Origin of the sequence: Nocardioides sp., from assembly GCF_035703625.1 — a bacterium.
Lineage (GTDB): Bacteria > Actinomycetota > Actinomycetes > Propionibacteriales > Nocardioidaceae > Nocardioides.
Genome location: NZ_DASSXS010000047.1, coordinates 16,065 through 31,337, shown reverse-complemented (window position 1 = coordinate 31,337; position 15,273 = coordinate 16,065). Strand labels below are relative to the sequence as shown.

15 protein-coding genes are annotated in these 15,273 nt (G+C 71.1%); 4 read left to right on the top strand and 11 right to left on the bottom strand.

Annotated elements, in window-relative coordinates:
* The 5 genes from VFN12_RS02200 to VFN12_RS02180 form a co-directional block, all read right to left on the bottom strand.
* The coding region (locus VFN12_RS02200; RefSeq protein WP_325116914.1) for a Calx-beta domain-containing protein at nt 1-677 on the bottom strand (677 nt) is incomplete at its 3' end.
* Between the two features lie 273 nt (nt 678-950).
* Nucleotides 951-1,694, bottom strand: a complete 744-nt coding sequence (locus VFN12_RS02195) for a DsbA family protein (protein ID WP_325116913.1) — start codon at nt 1,692-1,694, stop codon at nt 951-953.
* Nucleotides 1,691-2,191 carry a DoxX family protein gene (locus tag VFN12_RS02190; RefSeq protein WP_325116912.1) on the bottom strand — a complete coding sequence of 167 codons (501 nt, stop codon included), beginning with the start codon at nt 2,189-2,191 and terminating at the stop codon, nt 1,691-1,693. The genes VFN12_RS02195 and VFN12_RS02190 overlap by 4 nt, the downstream gene beginning before the upstream one ends.
* A gap of 49 nt (nt 2,192-2,240) precedes the next feature.
* The gene (locus tag VFN12_RS02185; RefSeq protein ID WP_325116911.1) at nt 2,241-2,897 is read right to left on the bottom strand and encodes a GAP family protein; all 657 of its coding nucleotides are present in this window, start codon (nt 2,895-2,897) and stop codon (nt 2,241-2,243) included.
* Between the two features lie 16 nt (nt 2,898-2,913).
* Entirely contained in the window at nt 2,914-4,140 is a 1,227-nt protein-coding gene (locus VFN12_RS02180; RefSeq protein ID WP_325116910.1) for a hypothetical protein, read from the bottom strand.
* A 125-nt stretch (nt 4,141-4,265) separates the two neighbouring features.
* On the opposite strand from VFN12_RS02180, the gene VFN12_RS02175 reads away from it, so the two are divergent.
* On the top strand, nt 4,266-5,003 hold the full coding sequence (locus VFN12_RS02175) for an esterase family protein (protein WP_325116909.1): 738 nt from the start codon (nt 4,266-4,268) through the stop codon (nt 5,001-5,003).
* Here VFN12_RS02175 and VFN12_RS02170 read toward each other — a convergent pair whose 3' ends face one another.
* Genes VFN12_RS02170 through VFN12_RS02160 form a run of 3 tightly spaced genes read right to left on the bottom strand, consistent with a single transcriptional unit; the run spans nt 5,004 to nt 8,796 of the window.
* Nucleotides 5,004-6,359: a M20/M25/M40 family metallo-hydrolase gene (locus VFN12_RS02170; RefSeq protein ID WP_325116908.1), complete on the bottom strand. Its 1,356-nt coding sequence runs from the start codon at nt 6,357-6,359 to the stop codon at nt 5,004-5,006. It lies immediately after the preceding gene.
* Entirely contained in the window at nt 6,356-7,570 is a 1,215-nt protein-coding gene (locus tag VFN12_RS02165; protein ID WP_325116907.1) for an ATP-grasp domain-containing protein, read from the bottom strand. Before VFN12_RS02165 ends, VFN12_RS02170 begins: the two co-directional genes overlap by 4 nt.
* Complete coding sequence (locus VFN12_RS02160) at nt 7,567-8,796, bottom strand: hypothetical protein (protein WP_325116906.1); 1,230 nt, start codon at nt 8,794-8,796, stop codon at nt 7,567-7,569. Before VFN12_RS02160 ends, VFN12_RS02165 begins: the two co-directional genes overlap by 4 nt.
* A 103-nt stretch (nt 8,797-8,899) precedes the next feature.
* On the opposite strand from VFN12_RS02160, the gene VFN12_RS02155 reads away from it, so the two are divergent.
* Genes VFN12_RS02155 through VFN12_RS02145 form a run of 3 tightly spaced genes read left to right on the top strand, consistent with a single transcriptional unit; the run spans nt 8,900 to nt 12,212 of the window.
* Entirely contained in the window at nt 8,900-10,123 is a 1,224-nt protein-coding gene (locus VFN12_RS02155) for an ATPase (protein WP_325116905.1), read from the top strand.
* Complete coding sequence (locus VFN12_RS02150) at nt 10,120-11,043, top strand: hypothetical protein (RefSeq protein ID WP_325116904.1); 924 nt, start codon at nt 10,120-10,122, stop codon at nt 11,041-11,043. The genes VFN12_RS02155 and VFN12_RS02150 overlap by 4 nt, the downstream gene beginning before the upstream one ends.
* Nucleotides 11,040-12,212: an alpha/beta hydrolase-fold protein gene (locus VFN12_RS02145; protein WP_325116903.1), complete on the top strand. Its 1,173-nt coding sequence runs from the start codon at nt 11,040-11,042 to the stop codon at nt 12,210-12,212. Before VFN12_RS02150 ends, VFN12_RS02145 begins: the two co-directional genes overlap by 4 nt.
* Nucleotide 12,213: 1 nt before the next feature.
* Here the strand turns inward: VFN12_RS02145 and VFN12_RS02140 are convergent, their stop codons facing one another.
* From VFN12_RS02140 to VFN12_RS02130, 3 genes are read right to left on the bottom strand one after another with little or no spacing between them, the layout of a single operon-like run.
* Nucleotides 12,214-13,347: a nitric oxide synthase oxygenase gene (locus VFN12_RS02140; protein ID WP_325116902.1), complete on the bottom strand. Its 1,134-nt coding sequence runs from the start codon at nt 13,345-13,347 to the stop codon at nt 12,214-12,216.
* A 2-nt stretch (nt 13,348-13,349) separates the two neighbouring features.
* Nucleotides 13,350-13,958, bottom strand: coding sequence for a DivIVA domain-containing protein (locus VFN12_RS02135; protein ID WP_325116901.1), 609 nt, complete (start codon nt 13,956-13,958; stop codon nt 13,350-13,352).
* Nucleotides 13,955-15,127, bottom strand: coding sequence for a globin domain-containing protein (locus tag VFN12_RS02130; protein WP_325116900.1), 1,173 nt, complete (start codon nt 15,125-15,127; stop codon nt 13,955-13,957). The genes VFN12_RS02135 and VFN12_RS02130 overlap by 4 nt, the downstream gene beginning before the upstream one ends.
* Between the last annotated feature and the right edge of the window lie 146 nt (nt 15,128-15,273).

Here is a 15,273-nt window from a genome sequence, read left to right as displayed (position 1 = left end):
GGAGGTTCCGGTGGCGGTGGAGGCGGCGGATTGGGCTGTGGCGGGTTCGGCGGCGGGCAGTGGGGGTGGCACGGCGGCGGGCAGTGGGGGTGGCACGGCGGCGGGCAGTGGGGGTGGCACGGCGGCGGGCAGTGGGGGTGGCACGGCGGCGGACACTTGGGATGACAGGGTGGGTTGTTCGGGGTGCGGTCGATGATGGTGGCCCGGCCGAAGGAGTCGACCCTGGTCGCACCTCTGGCTCCGAACACCCGGAGGAAGAAGGTCTGGTCACCCTCCCGGCGCGCGTCGTCGAACGTCTCCACGCTGATCGTCGCGCGCGTGCTGCCCGGGCGGAAGCTTCGCTTGCCGGAGAGCTGTTCGTAGTCGGTGCCGCCTTCGGCTGAACCGTCCTGGGTGATGAAGTGGACCGTGACCCACCTGCGGCTCGACGTGGACAGCCGCAGGTCGAACCGGGCGTCGTCGCCCTCGAAGACGGTGTCGTCGCCGACGAAGAGCCGTGGGCGGGGAGCGAGGCCGATGCGTACGGGCGCCGGGACGGCTGGCACCCGCGTGCCGGCGTCGATGACGGAGGTGACCTGGGCCCGCATCTGCGACGCGGCGACGGCGGGTGTGGGCAGCTGCACCACACCGGAAGCGACGAGACCGGCCACCAGCACGGCCCCGGCTGGTGCCCGCACTCCCAGGCGCGAGCGATGAGACTTCGTCGATGTCCTGCCGAGACTCAGGGCCGTGACTTGCATGACGGACCTTCCGGATCTCATGCCCCCCGACGCCTCCATTCTTCGCCGTTCAATTGAGGGTTCAATGAGCAATCGGGGCCATGGACCCATGGTCCGATGGGGTCAGGGTGCCGGGGTGTCCCTCCCTGACCAGCAAGCACGGGATCCGGGCACGCGCCGGGCGGGCGCCGGGGGACTGGTCCGGCGATGGCCGTCACCCGGCCCGAACACTCACCTGACCGTTTCCTGCAGTCGCTGCAACCCCGCCCCGGCGCCGAGCTTCCGGCCGTCGATCACGATCGTGGGGGTCCCGTTGACGCCGTCCTTGCTCATCGCGTCGGTGGCGTCCACCACCCACTGGTCGAAGGTGCCGTCCTGGATCAGCTGGCTGACGGCGGCCGCATCGGCACCGGAGTCGACAGCCCAGGCGATCAGCTGGCCGTTGTCCGGGCCGAGGGTGCCCTCCGCAGGCTGGTTCGCGAAGAGGGTGTCGTGGAACTCCTTGAACGCCTCGACGCCGGCGGTGTCCAGGACGGCCGCGGCGGCGTTGGCCGCGCGCGAGGAGTACTGGTTCGCGGACGCGGCGTCGAGGAAGGACACGATCCGGTACTCGACGCGGAGCTCGCCACGTGCGATGCCGACGTCGATCGGCTGTGCGCCGGCGTCCTCGAACGCCTTGCAGACCGGGCACTGGAAGTCCTCGTAGATCACCGCTGACGTCGGTGCGTCCGGCTGGCCGATCACCACGCCGTACCCGTCGGCACCGCTGGGAACGCCACTGTGGGCGCCACCGCTCGAGGCAGTCCGCTGACCGGTCGGATCCTGACCCGCGTACCAGATCGCGCCACCGACGGTCACCGCGAGCACGATCGTCAGCACCCCGGCCAACCTCCAGCGGCGTCTCCGTGCGGTCCTGGCCCTGGCGGCGCGGAGGGCGGCGGCCTTGTCACGGTTGCTGCGGGAGTCCTTGCTCATGTGGGAGTCGCTTGCCCTTCGAGTGATTCCATGTCGACGGGGAACAGGAGCTCGTCGAGGGAGAGGGGAGTGCGCGGTCGCCACACCAGAAGGACCGACAGGGCGAGCAGCCCCAGGTCGCGCGCGATGTCCCAGGGGTACTGCGACGTGGCATCGGCATCGAAGCCGCCCCCGCCGAAGCAACCGCAGTCGATCTGCAGTCCCCGCGCCCACGCGGCGGAGATGCCGACCACGAAGGCGATGAACAGCAAGGCGGAGACCAGGCTCATCGCACGAGTGAGCAGGCCCAGCACGAGGCAGGCACCCACCACGAGCTCGAGGATCGGCAGGGTGTGGCCGACCGTGGGGACGATGCCCTCCGGCAGCAGGTCATAGGCCCGCACGGCGCGGACCGAACCGGACGGGTCGGGCAGCTTGGCCTGACCGGCAGCGATCCACACGCCGCCGACGACGAGCCGGGCGACCAGTCCCCACCAGCGCTCCAGCGTCGTCCTCACGGTTCGAGCGTAGGCACCCCGAACTGAGGAGAAGGTGGTTTCCGGGAACTCAACCACTGACTCCCGCGGCGAGGACCACCGCTCCGACCAGGATCACCACCGTCCCGGTGACCGCCGTACCGTGGGCGCTGATCCAGTCACGGGCCGCGAGGAGCCGCGGCTCCATCCGTTCGGGGAAGAGCACTGTCGCCAACATCGGCGCCACCACGGTCGAGGTGGCGATCGCGGTGTAGACGGCGATGAGGAGCACCGTGTTCTCGACGCCCCGCGGGGCGCCACTGATCGCCAGCCCGGCAGCCGCGACCAGGAGCAGCGCCTTGGGGCGGAGGTTGAGCGCCAGGCCGATGCCGAACGCGGCCAGAGGTCCGACCGAGCCGATGCCCTCGATCCGGCTCGGTCGGCGTTCGGTGGCGTGCCGATGCCGGACCAGGGTGACCAGGCCGAACAGGACCAGGGCGCTGCCGAGGAGGATCTCGAGGTTGTCGACCAGGCCGGCGAGCTGGCGTGGACGTCCGGGCAGGGACTGCGCGCCCAGGGCGGACAGGGTGACGCCCGCCGCCGTGCCGATCACCCATCCGGCGAGGAAGGGGAGGGCGGTCGTGCCGCGTCGCTCCGAGAGCAGGATGAAGAGCGCGGCCGTGATCGGCACGGTGCTCAGCGCGGCGGCAAGCGCCACCGGGATCAGCTGAGCGAGGACCTGCCCCATGCCACCTCCGCGGGCGTCATCGTGCGTTGTCGGTGACCCACATGCCGATCAGGCCGCGGAAGTGGTCGAGGAACTGCTCGTGCTCGTGGGGCGGGTAGGTCGCCGCGACGGTGTCGCGCAACAGACGGTCGAAGTCGTCGGAGGCCACCCACTCGTGCACCTGCTCCTCCAGGTGCGGCAGGTGGGTCTCGCACCACTCCCGGTACTTGTCGCTCTCGAGGTACTCGTCCGCCAGCGCGAGGTAGGCATCCAGCTTCTCGTCGTAGGAGCGGTCGGGGTCGTCGGCGATCTCGAAGTATCGCCAGGTCTGCAGGTCCACGGCGGACCGGCGACCGGTGACCACGCAGTACGCCGACCAGCGGACCAGGGCCGTGATCGCCCAGGGGAAGTAGTAGTGCAGCGAGGTGATCGCCACGTCGGGGCAGGCGTTGGCGTAGTCGATGGGGTAGACCTCGTCCCCGGTGACCAGCATCTCCGCGGAGTTGAACTCCCAGCGGAAGAACGCGTTCACGATCCGGCTGATGGCGGCTGTCTGACGCCCGGCCGACTCGGAGAGGAAGTCGTGCGACACGGCGTACCGGTTGTGCATGGGCTGGTCCGGCCGGAAGTCCATGACCATCGTCTCGGGGCCGATGGACAGCGCGCGGGCGAAGTGCTCGTAGTCGACGGTGGCCTGCAGGTGCATGAGCATCTCGCCGGACTCGTCGTACGCGCGGACCAGCGACTCCGGTCCGTCGACCCGCGAGACGCCGCGCCAGCCACCCCCGTCGAAGGGCTTCATGTAGAGCGGGTAGCCGAGCTCGTCGGCGATCTGGTCGAGGTCGAACGGGCGGTTGTACTGCTCGGAGGTGTAGGCCCACCGCACGTTGTCGACGGGGTTCTTGTAGGGCACCAGGGTGGTCGGCGGGACCTTCAGCCCGAGCCGGACCATCGCGCAGTAGGCGCTGTGCTTCTCCATCGACTGGAATGTGAACGGGCTGTTGAGCAGGTAGGTGCCGTTCACCAGCGCGGCCTTCTTGAGCCACTCGCGCGGGTGGTAGTACCAGTGAGCCAGCCGGTCGATGACCAGCGGCGTACGCACGGGGTCGTCGAGGCGGAACGGCTCGATGGTCAGGCGTTCGCTGGAGAGCGTGTGGACGTCCCCGCCCTCCTTGATCGGCCCCACCATCCGCAGAACCGTCTCGAACGCTCGCGGCCAGTCCTTCTCTGCGCCCAGCAGCAGCCCGATCAGATGGTCACCCACCGTGAGACCTCCCGTTCGTGGAGTTCCAGCCGACTATAGCGATGGTGCGCCGGTCGTCGAGATGGCCCGTGATCGTCACCCGTGGTATGCATCCCGGAGGCCCCGACAGTGGAGGAGCGGTTCACGTGAAGGCAACCGAGCGGTGGTTCTCCGAGCGGCTTCAGCAGGACATCACCCTGGCCCGGTGGGGGCACTTCGGCACGCCGGTGCTGGTGTTCCCGACCGCCGGAGGCGACGCCGAGGAGATCGAGCGCAACCACCTTGTCGGCGCCTGCGGCGAGCTGGTCGAGAGCGGACGCGTCAAGCTCTACTCCTGCGACAGCGTGGCCGGTCGGGCCCTCGCGGCCGGCATCGGCTCCACGGGCTACCGCATGGCCCTGCTCAACCGGTTCCACCAGGCGGTACGCCACGAGGTCGTCCCCGCCATCCAGGCCGACCTCGGTGGGGCCCGACCGCGGATCGTCACCGCGGGCGCCTCCATCGGGGCGTTCAACGCCCTCGCCGTGCTCTGCCGCTACCCCGACGTCTTCGACGCGGCGATTGCGATGAGCGGCACCTACCAGCTCAAGCGGTTCGTCGACGGCCGGTTCAGTGACGACCTCTACTTCGCCTCGCCGCTCGACTTCCTGCCCGGGCTCGAAGGTCCCCAGCTGGAGACCCTGCGGCAGCGGCGGGTGATCCTCGCCTCCGGAGAGGGGGAGTGGGAGGACATCGGGGAGTCCTGGAACGTGGCGGAGGTCCTCGGCCGCAAGGGTGTGCCGAACCGCGTCGACTCGTGGGGCAGCAGCTGGAAGCACGACTGGCCCACCTGGCGGGAGATGCTCCCGCAGTACCTCGACGAGGTCTGCCCGGAGCGCACCTGACTAGCGCCTCGCGAGTCGCTCGAGCAGCAGTGCCTCGGCCAGGCAGGCGCGTTCGAAGTCGGCCAGGTGCAGGCTCTCGTTGGGTGCATGGGCCCTGGTGTCGGGGTCCTCGATCCCGGTGACCAGGATCTCCGCGTCCGGGAACGCCGCCGCGAAGGGTGCGAGGAACCCGATCGATCCGCCGACCCCGATCTCGACCGGGGGAGTGCCCCAGGCGTCAGCGAAGGCCGCCCGCGCGGCCGCGTAGGCGGGTCCCGAGGTCTCCGCGGAGTAGGGCGCGACCGGCTCGCCGGCGCTCACACTCACCGCCGCGCCCCACGGAGCGTGGTCCCGGAGGTGCGCGACGACCGCGTCCCGGGCGGCAGCGGCGTCGTCCCCGGGGCCGATCCGGAGGGCGATCCGCGCACGCGCCCACGGCACCAGCACCATTCCGGCCTCGTCGACCGAGGGGGCGTCGATGCCGATGACCGACAGGGCCGGGCCGGTCCACAGCCGCGAGGTCAGCGTGCCGGTGCCGATCAGGTGTACGCCGTCGAGCACTCCGGCGTCGGTGCGCAGCTGGTCATCGGTGAGGTCCAGTGGGTCGGTGTCGCTGCGCGAGAGCCCGGCGACCGCCACGTCCCCCCGGTCGTCGTGCAGCGTGGCCAGCAGCCGGGCCAGGGCCGTGAGCGCGTCGGGGACCGGACCGCCGTAGGCACCGTTGTGGACCGCGTGCTCCAGGGTGCGCACCTCCACGACGACGTTGACGCCGCCGCGCAGCGAGGTGGTCAGCGCTGGCACGCCCACGCGCCAGTTGATGGAGTCGGCCAGTACCAGGACGTCGCCCCGGAGGCGTTCCCCGTGGCGTGCCAGGAGCGCCGGCAGGGTGGGTGACCCGATCTCCTCCTCGCCGTCGATCAGCACGGTGACGCCCACGGAGGGTTCGTCGCCGAGCGCACGGAGCGCCGCGCAGTGCAGCGCCACCCCTGCCTTGTCGTCGGCCGCACCCCGCCCGTAGAGCCGCCCCTGCCGCTCGACGGCCTCGAAGGGCGCGGTCGCCCACTGGCCCTCGTCGCCGACGGGCTGCACGTCGTGGTGGGCGTAGAGCAGCACGGTCGGCGCGCCGGGTGGCCCGGGCCTGCGCCCGACGACGGCGGGCAGGCCGCCACCCTCGCCGATCACCTCGACCTCGGGGAGCCCTGCGTCCACCAGCTGGCGGGCCACCTCGGCCGCGGAGGCCTCCACGTGCGGCCGTGCCGCCGGGTCGGCCGACACCGACGGGATGCGCACGAGTCGCTCGAGGTCGGCCCGGATGCCGGGGAGGACGTCGGCGAGTGCGGAGCGGATCTCGGCCGTGCGGATCCCCGGCTCACTCATTGGGCGTACAGCTGCAGGTCGGAGGCGAAGCGCTCGGTCATCTCGATGACCCGCGGCAGGTCACGGTTGCGCACGAAGACGATCCCGTCACCGATGGTCGAGGCTCTCCAGTCCCTGCGCGGTGCGCCGACGGGTTGCAGGTCGACGGCAAGCACCGAGTCGCCGTACTCGGCCAGGAGCCGGTCCAGCCCGCTCACCGACGAGATCCGACCGGATCCGTGGGCTCGCTTGCAGATGCTCCCGACGTTGTACCGCTGCTCGAGGGGACTCATCCGCCCGTGGACCACTGCATCCGCCCAGCCGACGTAGACGTCACCGTCGGTGGCGAAGTTCATCATGTCGACGACCCGCACTCCGGGTGGCCGGGCTCCGATCTCGCCGAAGACCACCTCGCCGTCGTGCTTGCGGTACCACTCCATGTGGGTGAAGCCGGTGTCGAACCCGAGGGCCGCGAGCACCTGCTGTCCCATCTGCCGGCCGCCCTGGAGGTGCGGAACCTCCAGCTCGCGCAAGGAGATCGCCACCGGGCTGACCCACTCGTGCTGTGCCATCTGCAGCGGGCGGGGTCGGTACCACAGGATGTGCTCGAAGAGGATCTGGCCGCCGGCGCAGACCGTGTCGTAGGTGAACTCCTCGCCGTCGACGAACTCCTCCACGCTGACCTCCGGCACGTGACGAAGGTGCGGCAGCACGTCGCCCAGGTCGGAGGCGGAGTCGACCCGGTAGGTGTCGGCCGACCCGGCACCCGCGATCGGCTTCACGATCAGCGGGTAGCCGATCTTGTCGGCTGCCTCCCACACCTCGGCCACGGTCGTCGCGCTCGCATGCCACGGGGTGCGGATCCCGGCACTGTCGAGCGCCCGTTTCATGAGCTCCTTGTCGCGGAACGGCACGGTGGCGGCGACGGACATGCCCGGCAGCCCGAACGCCTCACGGAGCCGGGCCGCGAGCAGCATGTAGGGCTCCCAGAGGCACTCGACCTGGTCGATCCGGGCGTGCCGGCTCAGCCCGCGCAGAGCCGTCAGCACCGCCCCCTCGTCGGCGAGGGAGACGTGCTCGTAGTGGGCCAGGGCCCCGCGCGCCGCTTCCGGGAGGGCGTGCGCGGGCTGGTCTCCCACCCCGATCACGGTGGCACCCACCGCTGCCAGCGCGCGGGTGAAGTAGGCCATCTCCGCCGGGTACCCCGGCGAGATCATCACGACGTTGGTCACAGGCCCTCCAGCAGCTCGACCCGCACCCCGCCGACGATCCGGCGTAGCGCGTCACGCACCACCTCGGTGTCAGGGTCACGGACGGTCACGTGTCCTTCGCCCAGGTAGTCCGAGCCGGCCGGCTGTCCCGGCCGGGGCAGCCGGGCGTCCACGACGAGGTGTCCGACCTCGCGCTGGACGGCCTCCACCCCGTGGACCGCCCGGACCCGGCCCCGACCCATGCCACGCAGGTACGCCGTCCCGGCGGCGTAGCGCCGCTCGCGTACGTCGAATCGGCCGAGCACCACCAGCTCTGCCCACGCCTGGTAGAGGTCGAAGTCGTGGACGTACCCGTGCATCGACGTGAGCTGCGCTCCCGGGGGTCGGGCTGCGACCTCCGACACCGCCACCGTCCCGTCCGGGCGGCGGAACCACTCCATGTGGGTCAGCGCGTCGGTCACCCCCAGCGCGCGGAGGGCCGCCGGACCGATCGAGTGGATCCCGGCGTACTCCGGGCCGTCGATGTCGCGCGGCAGCAGCACGGTCCACTGGATCCACGGGTTGCGGAGCACGTCGAGCGGCGGCGGGTGGTAGTCGGCGATCGAGGACCACACCGTGTTGCCGCGCACCGACACGCTGTCGAAGGTGTGCTCCTCGCCGACGAGGAACTCCTCGAGCAGGGCGGGTGCCTCTCCGCTGGGTGGCATCACCTGCAGCCAGCCCTCCAGCGCGTGCCCGTCGTCGAGGCGGTGGGTGGCCTGCGATCCGGCTCCGGCCGGGGGCTTGGCGACGAGCGGGAAGCCGACCTCGCCGGCGAAGTGCCGTGCCTCCCCGGCACTGCTGACCAGCGAGTAGCGGGCACAGGGCACGCCGGCCTCCTGCAGGACCCGCTTCATCTGGGCCTTGTCCCGCACGTTGTGCGCGGTCTGCACGTCCATGCCCTCGATGCCGAAGGCCTCGCGGACCTGCGCCAGCGGCACCTGGAGCTGCTCGAGGGCTCCGACGAGGCGCTCGACCCGCCCGATCTGGCCGGACAGCCCGGAGACGGCCTCGGCGATCTGTCGTGGATCCAGCGCGTTCTCGACCCGCCAGTGCCCCGAGAGGCGGGAGCGCAGCTCGGGCGGGATGTCCTCCAGCGCCGAGCTGGTGACCACGCCCAGCCGCACGCCGGGCAGTGACGCGGCGGCGGTGACGAAACGGGCGGTGGCCTCGAGCAGGTACGGCGCGACGAACGCGGCGGCGACCATGCGCCGGACCCTACCGGCGCGGTCGCGATGAGGACAGGGACAGGGCCCGGTCGGGGGACACGCCCTGGCGGGGGAGGGCGACCGGAGGGCTAGCATGACGGCCGTGCGCGTCATCTTCGTCGAGCCGTCCTTCCCGAACAACCAGCGCCAGTTCGTCCGGGCCCTGGCCCAGGTCGGGGCCACCGTCATCGGCGTCGGGGAGTCTCCCCAGGAGGCCCTCGACGAGGAGCTGAAGGGCTGGCTGGCGCACTACCACCAGGTCAGCAGCGTGGTCGACGTCGCGGCGATGACCGACGTCGTCCGCTGGATCCAGGGCAAGGTCTGGGTCGACCGCATCGAGACGACCATCGAGGCGCACACGCTCCCGGTCGCGCAGGTGCGGGAGAACTGCACCATCCCCGGCACCTCGGTCCGCACGGCCTGGCTGTGCCGCGACAAGCCGTCGATGAAGGACGCCCTGCGGGAAGCAGGCGTGCCGACCGCGGCGTCGGCCGCGGTCCACACCGCAGACGAGGTGTGGACGTTCGCCAACGCCGTGGGCTACCCCATCGTGCTGAAGCCGCGCACCGGTGCCGGGGCCCTCGACACCACCCGCGTCGACAACCGCGGGGAGCTGGAGGCGGCGTTGGCGATGTTCGGCAGGCAGGGCGTCGACTCCATCGCGGTCGAGGAGTTCGTGGAGGGCCACGAGGGCTTCTACGACACGATGGCGGTCGACGGACACGCCCCGCTGGACTTCGTCTCGCACTACTACCCGAACGTGCTGGAGGCGATGCGGACGCGCTGGATCTCCCCGCAGTTCGTCTCCACCAACCGTCTCGACTCGGTTGCGGAGTACGCCGAGCTTCGCGAGCTCGGCCAGCGGGTGGCCCGGACGCTGGGCATCGGCACCAGCGCCACCCACATGGAGTGGTTCTTCGGGCCGAAGGGGCTGAAGTTCTCCGAGATCGGCTGCCGGCCGCCAGGCGTCGGGGCGTGGGACCTCTACTCGGCTGGCAACGACCTGGACCTCTACCGGGAGTGGGCCAACGCCATCGTGCACGGCGACGTCACGTCCCGCCCCTCGCGGAGGTTCGCGAGCGGCATCATCGCGTTGCGCCCCGACCGGGACGGCCAGATCGCCGGCTACTCCGGTGTCGACGAGGTGCAGGGCAAGTACGGCGAGTGGGTGCTCGACGCCCACCTGCCCCACCCCGGAACCCCCACCCAGCCGCCCGAGGCCGGCTACATGGCCAACGCCTACATCCGGATGCGTCACACCGACTACGACGTGCTGCGCCAGATGCTGGACGACGTCGGACGGACCGTCCAGGTCCACGCGACGTGACCCGCGAGGTCGTCCTGCTCGGGTCCCAACGCCGCCCGAGCGTGCAGCACGTGGTCCGCGACCTGGATCCGGACGCGCGGATCGCGACGGTCACGGCGGGCTGGCGGGAGCGGGAGCCCGACGACGCCGAGCTGAACGGCCTGCTCGGCGACCGCGGCGTCAACCTGTCGCTCCACACCCGGTGGCAGGACGTCCTCGAGAAGGACAAGGACTACGCCAGGGCCGAGCGCGAGCACGGGGTGGCCCTGGACGAGCTACGACAGCTCTACCTGGCACAGCTGGACCATGCCCTGGACGCGACGTACGAGATCGCCGCGGGCAAGGAGGGCAGGCCACGCTTCCGGGACCGCGTCCTCGCGGACGCGCTGGAACTGGTCCGGATGGCCGACGAGCAGCACCTCGTCCGGGTCCGGGAGGCCCACCTGGAGTTCTACGACGCCTGGCAGCCCCAGAGCCGGCCCCTGGTCGCCGCCCACCGGGAGCAGGTGCGCGAGATCCTGCAGTCCGCGGCGGGGGTGGTCGTCGCCGGGGGTCACGTCGGTGACCTGGTGCGGGTCCTGCACCTGTTCCACGTCGAGCCCCACCTGCCCGGGTTCGTCGTCGCCTGGTCCGCCGGGGCGATGGCCCTGACCGAGCGCGTCGTGCTGTTCCACGACTTCGTCCCGCACGGAGTCGCGCAGACCGAGCTGATGGGGGAGGGGATCGGCCTGCTGCACGACATCGTGCCGCTCCCGGACGCACGCCGCCGGCTGCGGGTCAACGACCCGGTGCGCATGTCGGTGCTGGCCCGCCGCTTCGAGCCCGCCCGCTGCCTCGTGCTCGACGACGGGGTCCGGGTCCGGCTCACCGACGGACGGCTCCCCGCCGAGGCCCGCGTGGTCGACCGCGACGGCCGGATCAACGCCTTCGAGGCGGCGTGACCGAGCCAGCCCCCGGCGTCGAGGCCCGACGCCTGGCCATCAACCGGCTCAAGGACCGGACACCGCTCGACGCCGGGGCGGTCGACGAGTTCCTGGCGCAGCACCAGGTGCCGATCGTGGAGGGCCCGCGCTGCACCTTCCTGTTCCGGGGCGAGGCCGACGCCGTCCACCTGGCCCAACGGATCGTGGGGCTGGCCGACCTGCTGCCCCTGCGCCGCCTCTGGGGGACCGACCTCTGGTACCTGGTGCTGGAGCTCCCCGAGGGCTCGCGGGTGGACTACCAGATCGAGGTCCGGCGCGGCGACCACGTCGAGCGGATCAACGACCCCCTGAACCCCGACCTCTCCCACAGCCCGGTCGGGAGCTCGTCGGTCTGCTCGGCGCACGGCTACGAGACACCCGACTGGACGTTGCCCGATGCGGACGCACGCCAGGGGGACCTGGTGGAGACCACGATCCGCAGCCGTGCGCTGGGCCGCGACTGCCCGGTGACGCTGTACCTGCCGGCACGGTTCCGGCGCACGACGACGTACCCGCTGCTGGTGGTGCACGACGGCCCCGACTTCCTCCAGTACGCCGCCGCGAAGACGGTGCTCGACAACCTCATCCACCGCCTCGACGTCGCCGAGACGGTCGTCGCCTTCCTGCACCCGGAGGAGCGGCTCACCGAGTACGCCAACTCCACCGCGCACTCACGCTTCGTCAGCGACGAGCTGGTGCCCCGGCTGGAGGCCGACCTGCCGTTGATGGGGAAGCCGTCCGGCCGATGCCTGCTGGGGTCGAGCTTCGGCGCGGTGGCGTCGTTCTCCGCGGCCGTGAAGTCGCCGAAGACCTACGGCTCGCTGGTCCTGATGTCCGGATCGTTCGTGTTCACCGACATCGGCGGTGTCGACCACGGCGGCGGCCCGGTCTTCGACCCGGTCGTCAAGTTCGTCAACAAGTACCGCGCGCGGCCGACCCACGTGGCCGACCGGGTGTTCGTCAGCTGCGGGGTGCTCGAGCCGCTGATCGTCCCCAACCGGTCGATGGTGCCGACCTTCGAGTCGACCGGCATGTCGGTGCGCTACGTCGAGGCCTACGACGGCCACAGCTGGGAGAACTGGCGGGACCGGCTCCGGGACGCATTGTCGTGGATCTACCCGGGACCGCAGAAGTTCGTCTACGAGTGAGTCACCAGGGGCATTCGGTGGAGCCGGCGAAGAAGTTGGGTTTCAGCTCGTCACCGTCGTAGTAGCGGTGGAAGACCGGCGTCTGCGAGCCGGACATCGGCGGGACGATCCAGCTCCAGTCGGCGGGGCAGCGGCGGCCGGCCTGCTCCTCCCGCTCGACGTGGGTGAGGAAGCGACGGGACTCGGTGTGGTGGTCGGTGATGGTCGTGTCGTGCCGTCGGAAGGAGTGCAGCACGGCGCGGTTGAGCTCGACCAGGACCCGGTCGCGCCACAGGGTCGCGTCGCTCGAGGTGTCCAGCCCCATCCGCTCGGCCACCGTCGGCACCAGGTCGTAGCGATCGGTGTCGGCCAGGTTGCGAGCGCCGATCTCCGTGCCCATGTACCACCCGTTGAACGGGGCGGCCGGGTAAGAGACGCCGCCGATGTCGAGGCGGTTGTTGCTGATGACGGGGACGGCGTGCCACTTCAGCCCGAGCTCGGCGAACCAGGGCAGTTCGGGGTGCTCGAGCGGGACCTCGTGCACGGCGTCGTCGGGGAGCAGGAACATGCGTGGCCCCTCGTCCGCGGTCTCGACCACGAGCGGCAGCACGTCGAAGGCTCCCCGCACCGCCGGCGGCCGCCACCCGCGGTCGATGACCTCGCGGGTGAGGTCGCGGTTGCGGGGATCGCCCAGGATCTGTCCGCCGGGGAGGTCGTATCCGGCGTACCGGATGAGCTGCTCGTTCCAGATCCGGGGCGCGGGGCGCGACGGCGCCTGAGGCGGGAAGATGCTGATCACCGGCCGGATCTTCCCGCCGTTGTGGGCCGCGCGCAGGTGCTCGACGCAGTGGCCCGCGACTCCGGCGGCGTCGCCCACCGTTCGCAGGTCCCGCACCTGGAGGCTGCGCCAGTACAACCGCCCGATGCACCGCGCGTTGTTGCGCCAGGCGACGCGGGCCCCGAAGGCCAGCTCCTCGGGGGTGTGCCAGTAGGTGCCGGTCAGGTCGATGTGGCGCCGCACCGCGGCGATCCGCGGTGCCGCCGGTCCCGCCTGGGGGTTCTCGGCATGGAACTGCGCGATGAACTCCTCGGCCGCGGCCGGGTCGACACCGACCTCGGTGCGGGGAGCGGGAGCGGTCTTCCAGAGCGTCCGCATCGTCAGTCGGCCGAGCGGGGGTGACCCGGACCCCGCCCGTTGCGGACGCTCGCCTGCCACTCGTTCATGTCGTCGAAGAGTGGGTCGCGTGCGGAGGACGCCCGAGCGGCCTCGCGGGCCGCCGGGATGCCCAGCCGGTCGACGTCGTCGGCGAAGGACTCCATCACCGACCGCATCTTCGCCTGCGCGCTGAGGGCGTACTCGCGGACCTGCTCGCCGGCGGCGTCCAGGGCCTTCTCGACGATCTGGCGCTCGTGAGCGCGCGCCTGGCCGAGTCGCTCACGCGCGTCGCGGCTGACGTCCTCGACCATCTCCTCGGCCACCAGCTGGGCCTGGCTGAACAGCTGGACCACCTGCTCGTTGACCCGGTCCTCCATCGGCTCCTGCTCGGCGAGCTCGGTACGCATCCGCTCGACCTCTGCCTGGAGGCGGCTGTTGTCCGCGCGGAGCGCCTCCCGCTCGGTGTCGCAGGTCTGGATCTGGTCGGCGAGCAGGTCGAGGTAGGCGTACACCTCGTCCGCGTCCAGCCCCACCATCCGGCGGCGGAAGGTCCGCTCCCGCAGTGAGTCGGGCGTCAGGTGGCGAGCGTGCTGTTCGTCGTGATCGGTCACGTGAGGTCTCCAGAGGGGGTCAGTGCGGCCTCGGTGCCCTGCTCGGCGGCCGCGTAGTAGAAGTGTTCGTAGGTGATGTGCTCGGTGGGCATTCCGGCTGCGGTCAGCTGCTCCAGCGTGTGCGCGACCATCTGCGGGCCGCCGCACACCATGGCCCGCCGGCCGTACAGCGCCTGCCTGGCCGCGACGGTGCCGACCTTCCCCCGCGTCCCGGGGTAGGACGGGTCGTCCGAGACGACCTCCGTGTACTCGAACCAGGGGCGGGCCTTGGCCAGGCTGCGCAGCCACGGCCGGTCGTAGAGGTGCCAGGGCATCCGCACTCCGTGCAGCAGGTGCACCCGGGGGGCGGTGTTGAGCCGCTGCCACTCCTGGTCGATCTGCTCGACGATCGCGCGGAGCGGGGCCAGGCCCGTCCCGCCCGCGACCATCAGCAGGTCGCTCCGGTCGTGGGTACGTCGCGTGAGCCGTTCGCCCACCGGGGCTCCCAGCTTGACCGTGTCCCCGACCTTGAGCGAGCGGACCACGGCGGTGCTGACCTGGCCCCCGTCGATCTGCTGGACCTGCAGGTCGATCGAGCCGTCCGGACGCGGGGCGTTGGCCGGGCTGAAGTAGCGCCACAGCCGCGGACGGTTGGGGATCTCCATGGACAGCGACTGTCCGGGCAGGAAGGAGAACGGGCGGCGGGGCCGGATCGTCAGCAGCGTCAGGTCCATCGTGCGTCGCTCGACCGAGACCACGTCCGCGTCCCACCAGTCAGGGGTCGTCTCGGAGGACATCTCCGCGGCCTCGACCATGATCCGGGCGATCACCTGGTAGGCCGCCGTCCAGTCCGCGGCGAGCTCCTCGTCCCACTCGTGACCGAGGAAGTGCTTCAGGGTCGCGCACAGCGAGGCCCCGACCGCGTCGTAGTGCTCGGTCAGGACGGCGTACTTGCGGTGGTCGCGTCCGAGGTGCTGCAGGAACGCAGCGTCGTTCTCCAGCTGGTCGGCATGGCTGACGATCCGGCCGAGAGCGCTCACGAACTTGTCGCGCTGGCCCGACATGGACAACGGGAACATCGGACGCACTTCAGGATGGGACACGAACAGGTGCGAGTAGAAGTACAGCGGCACGGCGTGGCCGTGCCTCGTCACCCGGTCCCAGCTGCCTTGCAGGGAATCTGCACTCATGGCTGGGCTATCCGTCCTGGCCGACCCGCCTTCCGACCTCGGGTGGCGGTCCACCGGCAGGTCGTGCGTGCTCCCAGATCCAGGTCATTGCGGCATCAGTCGCCCACGGGCAGTACAAAGACAAGAGTCCCTCCAACTCGTATGCC

Coding starts and splice junctions, on each gene's coding strand:
- VFN12_RS02195 (WP_325116913.1), bottom strand. CDS start 1,694: ATGAGCAAGGACTCCCGCAGCAACCGTGACAAGGCCGCCGCCCTCCGC.
- VFN12_RS02185 (WP_325116911.1), bottom strand. CDS start 2,897: ATGGGGCAGGTCCTCGCTCAGCTGATCCCGGTGGCGCTTGCCGCCGCG.
- VFN12_RS02170 (WP_325116908.1), bottom strand. CDS start 6,359: ATGAGTGAGCCGGGGATCCGCACGGCCGAGATCCGCTCCGCACTCGCC.
- VFN12_RS02160 (WP_325116906.1), bottom strand. CDS start 8,796: ATGGTCGCCGCCGCGTTCGTCGCGCCGTACCTGCTCGAGGCCACCGCC.
- VFN12_RS02140 (WP_325116902.1), bottom strand. CDS start 13,347: ATGCGGACGCTCTGGAAGACCGCTCCCGCTCCCCGCACCGAGGTCGGT.
- VFN12_RS02130 (WP_325116900.1), bottom strand. CDS start 15,127: ATGAGTGCAGATTCCCTGCAAGGCAGCTGGGACCGGGTGACGAGGCAC.